This is a genomic window from Nocardia flavorosea NBRC 108225, assembly GCF_001613385.1.
Classification (GTDB): Bacteria; Actinomycetota; Actinomycetes; order Mycobacteriales; family Mycobacteriaceae; genus Nocardia; species Nocardia flavorosea.
Genome location: NZ_BDCG01000046.1, coordinates 1 through 6,497, shown reverse-complemented (window position 1 = coordinate 6,497; position 6,497 = coordinate 1). Strand labels below are relative to the sequence as shown.

Below are 6,497 nucleotides of genomic sequence, written 5' to 3'. Positions count from 1 at the left end.
TTAGTCGGTCCGGGAAAGCCCTCGATTACCCCGGGGCTGCTCGGTCAGCCCAGACTGGTAACCACCTCGAGTGCGGCGAAGGTCCCGCTGAACCACTGTTTGACCAGTGCCCACAACGTCGGATAGGTGCCGTCTTGCCGTCGGAGTCGCAGACCGAAAAGAGCTTTGCCGAGTGTGGTCCGGATCAGTCGCTGGACGAATGTCCGGTGAACGAACGACGCGGCGAGACCCGCGAATACACCGGACATGATCGGATTCCAGGGTGGTTCCGGGGAATGGTCGAAGGTGTACCACACCGCCACACCCACTGCGATATGCACCAGCATGTCCACCGTGAATGCGATGGCGATAAGTGTGTATCTCAGCGGCTTCGAAGTATACGAATACTCCCATCCCCCGACCATGAGGCTGTCCGCGACACTTCTCGGACGGGTGGCGGCTCCCGTGGTCCCACCGGCACGTTTCTTGTGCCGCATGGGGTTCGCGGGACGCCCGCCCGAATCCGCCTCCCGGCGGGCCGGTTCGGTTCGTGAGTAGTGGATCGGCCGTATGTTTCGCTGCGGTGTTTCGTCAGAGCGCAAGACTGGAACTCCCCATGTCGGGTGGCGGTTCTGGGAAGGTGACCGATGCCGCCATATCGAGAATCATTCCGCGGTATTGTGGTCCGGCCTCGGTGTCGGCGGTCGAAAACTCCACCACGGCGATCGCGGTGCCGTCTCGGGACGGTACTGTCGCCTCGATCTGGAACACTTCTGTGGAATCGGCGGCCGGATAGCTCAGGATGTCCGGTGCCACATGTTTTCTGGTCCATTCGAAATAGAGAATAGGGACGGTCGGTGTTTCCACCACCGCAAGCTTTCCTTGTGAGTTCGCGGCGGCCTTGGTTTGGATCAGTTCGCTGAGCACCAGTCTCGGATTCCGTTCTTCTCCGTAATCGAAGGAGGAAACGGTCAACCACGAGACAGCGATGCGCTCGATATCCGATTCTGCTGTGCGGTGCAGACCGATACCGCTGTAGAGGGCGTTGTTCGCGGCCAATGTGGCCAGCATGAAATGTAGGGCTCCCAGTACATTCGGTACGTCGCTGCGCATTTGTCCGGGAACGGAATCGGTGATCACCGGGCCGACCCTCTGCATGAGCGCGTCGAGATCGCCGAGCGGGATCTCGTTGTACCCGTGCGGAATTTCGATACCGATGGTCGGTGCGGAGCGCAGTTTGTCGTTCGGCATCTCGGTGCGCTACTCATCCCCTCCGAGACCGACCAGGTTCGCCACAGAAGAACCGGCCCTGGACAGTATCGCCATCGCCGGTGCTGCGCTGGGCAACGGGGAAGTGCCGGCAATATCGGCTACCTGCAGAATCTTGTAGACCGGGGCTATCGCAGGAGCGCTCTGTGCCGCGGCACTGAGGGCCGAATCAACCGGTACTGCGAGACCTTTCATCACGATTCCGGGGTCGTGCGCACCCGCTTGCCAGGCATTCAGCATCCCCTCCATGCGGCTGACATCGTCCAGCCCTCGGACGCCGGCCCATGCCGCCTTGCCCAAAGCGGCCCCGCCGGGAACAACACTGAGTGCATCGCCACCCACGGTCATCCAGGCACTCATATCGCCGGACATGAGGCCCTCACGTATCTCGGGGTCGGTGAAATCGAGGGCGAGCGCTCCGGCACCGGCGGCCAAGGACACACCGAGTGCGATTGCGGAAACCGGCGGTGGTGTGACCAGCGCGAGCAGTCCTGCGACCGATGCGGTGATGGCGAGTGCAGTATGGATTCCCTCCCGGTGCTCGTCGATCCACTCGCCGATCGCTCCGATCGCATCCTTGATTTTGTCCCAGATGCTTTTGTCGGGTTCGCTCGGAGCAAAATCCTTGGCGGCCGTATCCAGTTCGGAAGCAATCCGTTTGGCGACATTCTCGTGTTCGGTGGCCAGGTCGCGAGCGCGCGCGGCGATCGAGTCCTGGGTCCCCAACCAGTTGTCGAGTGCTGTGTTGGCCGCATTCACCCGTGCGGTGGCGGCATTGAGCCGGGTTTGTGCGGCCTGGAGTGCGGCGGGGTCGTCGAACACCTGATTGGCCAGGCCGAGATCGGGGTTGGCGTTTGCGTTCTGGACCTCGGTGACGGCCTTGTTGACCTCTGCGGCCGCGACGCCGGCTTCCTGGTCCAGCGCTTTTGCCTGGTCGCGGAATCCGACAAGAGCGGTGTTCCATTCCCCGAGGACCGTGACCGCGCGTTCCAGCGAACTCTGGGTGTAGCCCAGATCTTGTGCGAGGGTGGCGTCGAAATGACTCCGGAATGCGTCGCCGGCTTCGCCGCGCCAGACCTCGTCGTTGCTGTTGCGCAGTCGAGCCAAGAGATCGTTGGTTTCGCGCACCGCCTCGGCGGCAGTCTCGACGCGGTTGCTCAGGCCGGCGACATCGTCGGGTACGCCGGGGACGGGGTTGTAGCCGAGATTCGGGTACGGGTTATCGGTCACGGTTGCCCTTGTTCACCGGTAGTGGGTGGCGCACTGTTGACCTGACCGAGGGCAGTAGCTGTCGCGTTGTCGACTGCTTGGTAGGCGGCGAGGCATTGGTCGACGCCGTCGGCGGTGGTCCGGGAGAGTTCGCCGATGCGCTGCACCCCGAAATGCCACCTCCGCTGGAAGCTGTCGGCTGCGTCATCGAGGGCCTGGGTGCCGATACTCGCAGCACCCACATCGGCCATCGCCTTCAGTGCGTCCTCGAGCATCTGCTGCGAATTCCTGAGCCCGGTCACGGTTTTCGTCAAAACATCGATATCGACCTGAAGTGGACCAGTCACCCCGCGCCCCCCTTTCGTTCTGCCGAGATGCCGGGACGATACCAGCGTCGCCGAGCTCTGATCCAAGAGTGGTCCGAGCATCGCACAACCCCCATGGCGCCGCATCCTTCTCGAGAGCCAGGTCGGCCCACCCCGCATGTCGCGGCGGCGGTCCCGGCCGCCGGGATCAGCATTCTCGGCCCGGACTGTGCGCTTCTGCGTGCCAGGGCCACTAGCGGTCAGGTTTCAGGGCGCGAAGCCGAAGATCCCCGGGGCGTTGTCCGGAGCACGGGGGCAGAAGACCAGCACCGCCCCAGGGACGGGCAGTATCGTCGCGGCACCGCAGTTCCCGGGCGCGGCGAGCGGATGCACTGTCGGGGGCGAGGTGCCGGCCCGGGGGAGGGTGCGCAGGGCGAGGTCGGGGCCCGCATTGTCCAATTCGACCAGCTCGGATGTCAGGAAGACCGTCCTTCCTTCGGAATCCTCACGCAGTTCATTCACTTCACGGGGTGGGTGCGCGCTGGGATACGTGGACCGCAGGGCGCCCGAAATCGTGTCGATTACCGAGCTGCCCCCGAAGATTTCGGCGCTGTGCGGATCCGCGGTGATCGGTGTGCCGTCGAGTTCGGCTGCGGTGGTGAGGTCGCCGGGTGCGCCGATCACCAGGTGGCGGTGGTGCTCACCGGCCAACCACTCCACCACCGCGTCGTCGTCGACGAGTTGCACGTCGGCGTGGTCGAGTAGGTCGTAGTCGATGCCGTGCGCGACATCGCGGGTGGCTGTGACCGCACCGGTGTGGGCGTCCAGTGCCAGTATTCGTACTGTGTTCGTCTCGCCCGGACAACCGGCGACCACGATCACCGTGGTGCTGGTGGCGGCCGTGGAGAGGGGACCGCGGAGGCATCCGGGCAGCAGCGGTTGGGTCGACCACAGCAGTTCATTGGTCCGGGCGTCGTACCGTGCCAGCGTGCCTTCTCGTTCGTACAGCACCATTCCGGGCCGACGCTCCCGACCGGAGAGCACCAGGCTTTCCCCGTCCTCCTCGGTGTCGCCGAATACGGCGTTGTCCCGCAAGAGTTCGCCGGTGATCGCGTCGAACACCTTCCAACCCCACCGCTCCCACTTCGCGGCCACGATCTGCCCGCCGTCGAGCGACCACAGCGAACTCGGCGAGTACGCGAGCGGATGCTCGCGGTCGACATCCTTGCCCGGTAATGCCAGCGCCGTTCTCCGGTCGCGCCGTCGTATGCGGTCAGCCCGCTCTCCGACGCGAGGACGAATCCGGTACCGGCGATCACCAGATTCTCCAGCCGGCCGTCGGATGTCAGTTCGTCGGTGATCAGTGCGTAGCGCTGCGTGCCCAGAGCGGCCGGCACCGGCGGGATATCAGCCGGTGCGGCGGTCCGCTGCTCGATATTGGCGTCGTCGTCACCGAACCGGACGGCCGCCACCCCGGCCACCACCAGCCCGGCCACCAGCGACAACACCAAACCCCGTTGTGACAGCGAGCGCACAGACCCGGGCATGACCGCGAGCCCGCTGACGAGCAGAATTCCGGCGCCGACCAGCCCGTACGCGGCCAGGATAAGAGTCCACTGTGGGTAGTACGGGTACTCGTCCCGGATATAACTGTGCAGACCGGGCAGGTGCTGCCCCATGAGGACGACCAGCAGATACCCGAACGGCGCAAAGACCAGCAGCAGGGCCAACCCGCCCACGCCGTCATAGGAACTCGGTTTCCGGCGGCCGAGGAACCAGGCCGCGGCCAGTGCGACTAGCGCTGCGGGCAGCGGCAATAATCGCGGTGTTCGCGAAATGCGCGGAGGCGTCCTCGATCCGGATATCCGAGAACTCGCCGAATACGTCGTCGCCGTGCGCGGTGATCTCATTCTCGGACGAGAAGTCCGCCGACCGGCTGGAGTACGTTCTGGTCAGCGGAAACGGCGGATCGATGAATCGCGCGATCACAGCGACGACCACACCACCCAGAATCAGGACGATCCCGGCCACCCCGGTTATCGCGATCTTGCGGGCAACCCTGTCCACGCCGCTGCCGGCCTTCACGGCATTCCCCTCCAGCTCCCTCACAACCGGCCGGGGACGGATCTGCCGCTGCCCCCGAACCGCGACCGATGGAAAGATACCGCAATCTCGCAACGGTGCCCGCCGGCCGCAGTACACCAGGCAAGCGATCAACCGCTTGCGGTGCGGTTGTTCGCCGGTTGCCTGTAACCCCGACTGATCCGCCGACGGGACCGCCTCGACCAGCGGATCAGCTATCGGTGGCGACTGCCCGGAGGAATGCCTCCCACTCGCTGTGCCCGAAGACGAGCGCCGGACCGGTCGGGTCCTTCGAATCCCGAACACCGACCATGTCGGTCATGTGTGCGACCTCCACGCACTCGCCGCCGTGCTGGCTATAGCTGCTCTTGAACCAGCTTGCACCCGATAGGTCAGTGCGCATCCTCACCGCTCCCTTGCTGACTCTCTGAGCGCTTGTCGGATATCCGGTCCGGCAAGCGCCCTACCTCTGATCAGATCGTACGTCCGGAGAAACTTCTCCACGTCGTCGCGATCTTCGATGTACATATTGCCGACCACTCCCTCCAGAAAAACCACCGGTGGCTCTACAGGCTCGCCGGGCGCTGATTCGCCGAACAGGAGGACGACAAACGGTGGCATGGAGATGCCGCCTGGAAAACCTGCGGTGAAAGGGAGAACAGCCAGCTCGACGTTGTCACGGGTGGACATATCAGCCAAATGCCGAAGCTGCGCGGCCATGACGCCGCGGCCGCCGACCGTTCTCCGGAGGGCAGCTTCACCGACAACCACGTCGAACATGATCGGTTGTGTACGTCGAGTTATTATCTTCTGCCGCTGCATCTTGAGCTGGACACGTCCATCCAAGTGCTCGCGGTCTTCGTCTGGGCCTTGTTCATACGCCAACGCGCGGTCGTAGTCGGCGGTCTGCAGCAGCCCGGGCACCAAATCGGGTTGGTACGAAAGAATTTTCGTCGCCGCCGCCTCCAAACCGACGTACACGTCGAAATCCTTTGGGATCAGATCCCCATACTGGTGCCACCAGTTTTTCACATTCGCTTGTTTCGCCAGCCCAACCAGGGCAGAGGTCAGATCGTCAGGCACCCCGTAGAGGTCGCAGGCCGCCTGGATGTCACGGGTCTTGATCCGTGAGTTTTCCCCTTTCTCGAGTCGCCCGAGGCTTGTTGCGCCCATCTCCAGGAGCTGGGCCGCCTTGGCCTGGGTGTAACCGGCTCGGGTTCGCCACTCCAGTAAGTGTCTTCCGAGCTGGCGCCGAGGCAGTGTCGATCCAGTACCGCTGGGGTCTTCAGGCATCTCGCCTCCGTTTCGGGGATGTGTGATTCACCGATTCGGCGAATGCTTCTACCTGGCACGGTTCTCGCTCTGGTAGTTCAGAGAACTTCATCCGGGGGCTCCGATTCGGTGGAACAACAAGCTTTCCGAAGTGTGTCATAGGACCGCGCTAGGCGATGACGGTTCCGAACATCCAGTGCCCAAGCGCTTTCCATGTCTCTTCGTCGCGATCGAGGTGCCGCCATGACTCAGCCGATCGGCAAGTATCATCCCCACCGTCCCCGAGCCCTCGGCTATCTCCGCACTGATATCTCTACGCACTATCATTCCCAGCACACCGAGGCCATCCGCAGACTGGCTCGACGACAGGGCTACACGCTG

Annotated in this window: 8 protein-coding genes; all 8 read right to left on the bottom strand. The window is 63.7% G+C overall.

Annotated elements, in window-relative coordinates; translation table 11 throughout:
• Positions 1 to 44 precede the first annotated feature (44 nt).
• The 8 genes from NFL01S_RS33635 to NFL01S_RS33595 all read right to left on the bottom strand — a co-directional run bounded on the left by NFL01S_RS33635 (position 45) and on the right by NFL01S_RS33595 (position 6,137).
• Positions 45 to 404, bottom strand: a complete 360-nt coding sequence (locus tag NFL01S_RS33635) for an RDD family protein (protein ID WP_280508152.1) — start codon at positions 402 to 404, stop codon at positions 45 to 47.
• A gap of 166 nt (positions 405 to 570) precedes the next feature.
• Complete coding sequence (locus tag NFL01S_RS33630; RefSeq protein ID WP_062980370.1) at positions 571 to 1,230, bottom strand: hypothetical protein; 660 nt, start codon at positions 1,228 to 1,230, stop codon at positions 571 to 573.
• Positions 1,231 to 1,239: 9 nt separating this feature from the next.
• Complete coding sequence (locus NFL01S_RS33625) at positions 1,240 to 2,478, bottom strand: hypothetical protein (protein ID WP_062980369.1); 1,239 nt, start codon at positions 2,476 to 2,478, stop codon at positions 1,240 to 1,242.
• Positions 2,475 to 2,804: a DUF6317 family protein gene (locus NFL01S_RS33620; protein WP_062980368.1), complete on the bottom strand. Its 330-nt coding sequence runs from the start codon at positions 2,802 to 2,804 to the stop codon at positions 2,475 to 2,477. The genes NFL01S_RS33625 and NFL01S_RS33620 overlap by 4 nt, the downstream gene beginning before the upstream one ends.
• A gap of 225 nt (positions 2,805 to 3,029) precedes the next feature.
• The gene (locus NFL01S_RS33615) at positions 3,030 to 3,917 is read right to left on the bottom strand and encodes a PQQ-binding-like beta-propeller repeat protein (RefSeq protein ID WP_062980367.1); all 888 of its coding nucleotides are present in this window, start codon (positions 3,915 to 3,917) and stop codon (positions 3,030 to 3,032) included.
• A 588-nt stretch (positions 3,918 to 4,505) separates the two neighbouring features.
• Positions 4,506 to 4,847 carry a hypothetical protein gene (locus tag NFL01S_RS33605; RefSeq protein WP_062980365.1) on the bottom strand — a complete coding sequence of 114 codons (342 nt, stop codon included), beginning with the start codon at positions 4,845 to 4,847 and terminating at the stop codon, positions 4,506 to 4,508.
• A gap of 208 nt (positions 4,848 to 5,055) precedes the next feature.
• On the bottom strand, positions 5,056 to 5,247 hold the full coding sequence (locus NFL01S_RS33600) for a DUF397 domain-containing protein (protein WP_062980364.1): 192 nt from the start codon (positions 5,245 to 5,247) through the stop codon (positions 5,056 to 5,058).
• 2 nt (positions 5,248 to 5,249) lie between these two features.
• Positions 5,250 to 6,137 (bottom strand): helix-turn-helix domain-containing protein, encoded by an 888-nt coding sequence (locus NFL01S_RS33595; protein ID WP_062980363.1) that lies wholly within the window; start codon positions 6,135 to 6,137, stop codon positions 5,250 to 5,252.
• Positions 6,138 to 6,497: the final 360 nt, after the last annotated feature.

Excerpts from the sequence above, each read along its gene's own strand:
- NFL01S_RS33635 (WP_280508152.1), bottom strand. The coding sequence starts at position 404 with ATGGTCGGGGGATGGGAGTATTCGTATACTTCGAAGCCGCTGAGATAC.
- NFL01S_RS33630 (WP_062980370.1), bottom strand. The coding sequence starts at position 1,230 with ATGCCGAACGACAAACTGCGCTCCGCACCGACCATCGGTATCGAAATT.
- NFL01S_RS33600 (WP_062980364.1), bottom strand. The coding sequence starts at position 5,247 with ATGCGCACTGACCTATCGGGTGCAAGCTGGTTCAAGAGCAGCTATAGC.
- NFL01S_RS33595 (WP_062980363.1), bottom strand. The coding sequence starts at position 6,137 with ATGCCTGAAGACCCCAGCGGTACTGGATCGACACTGCCTCGGCGCCAG.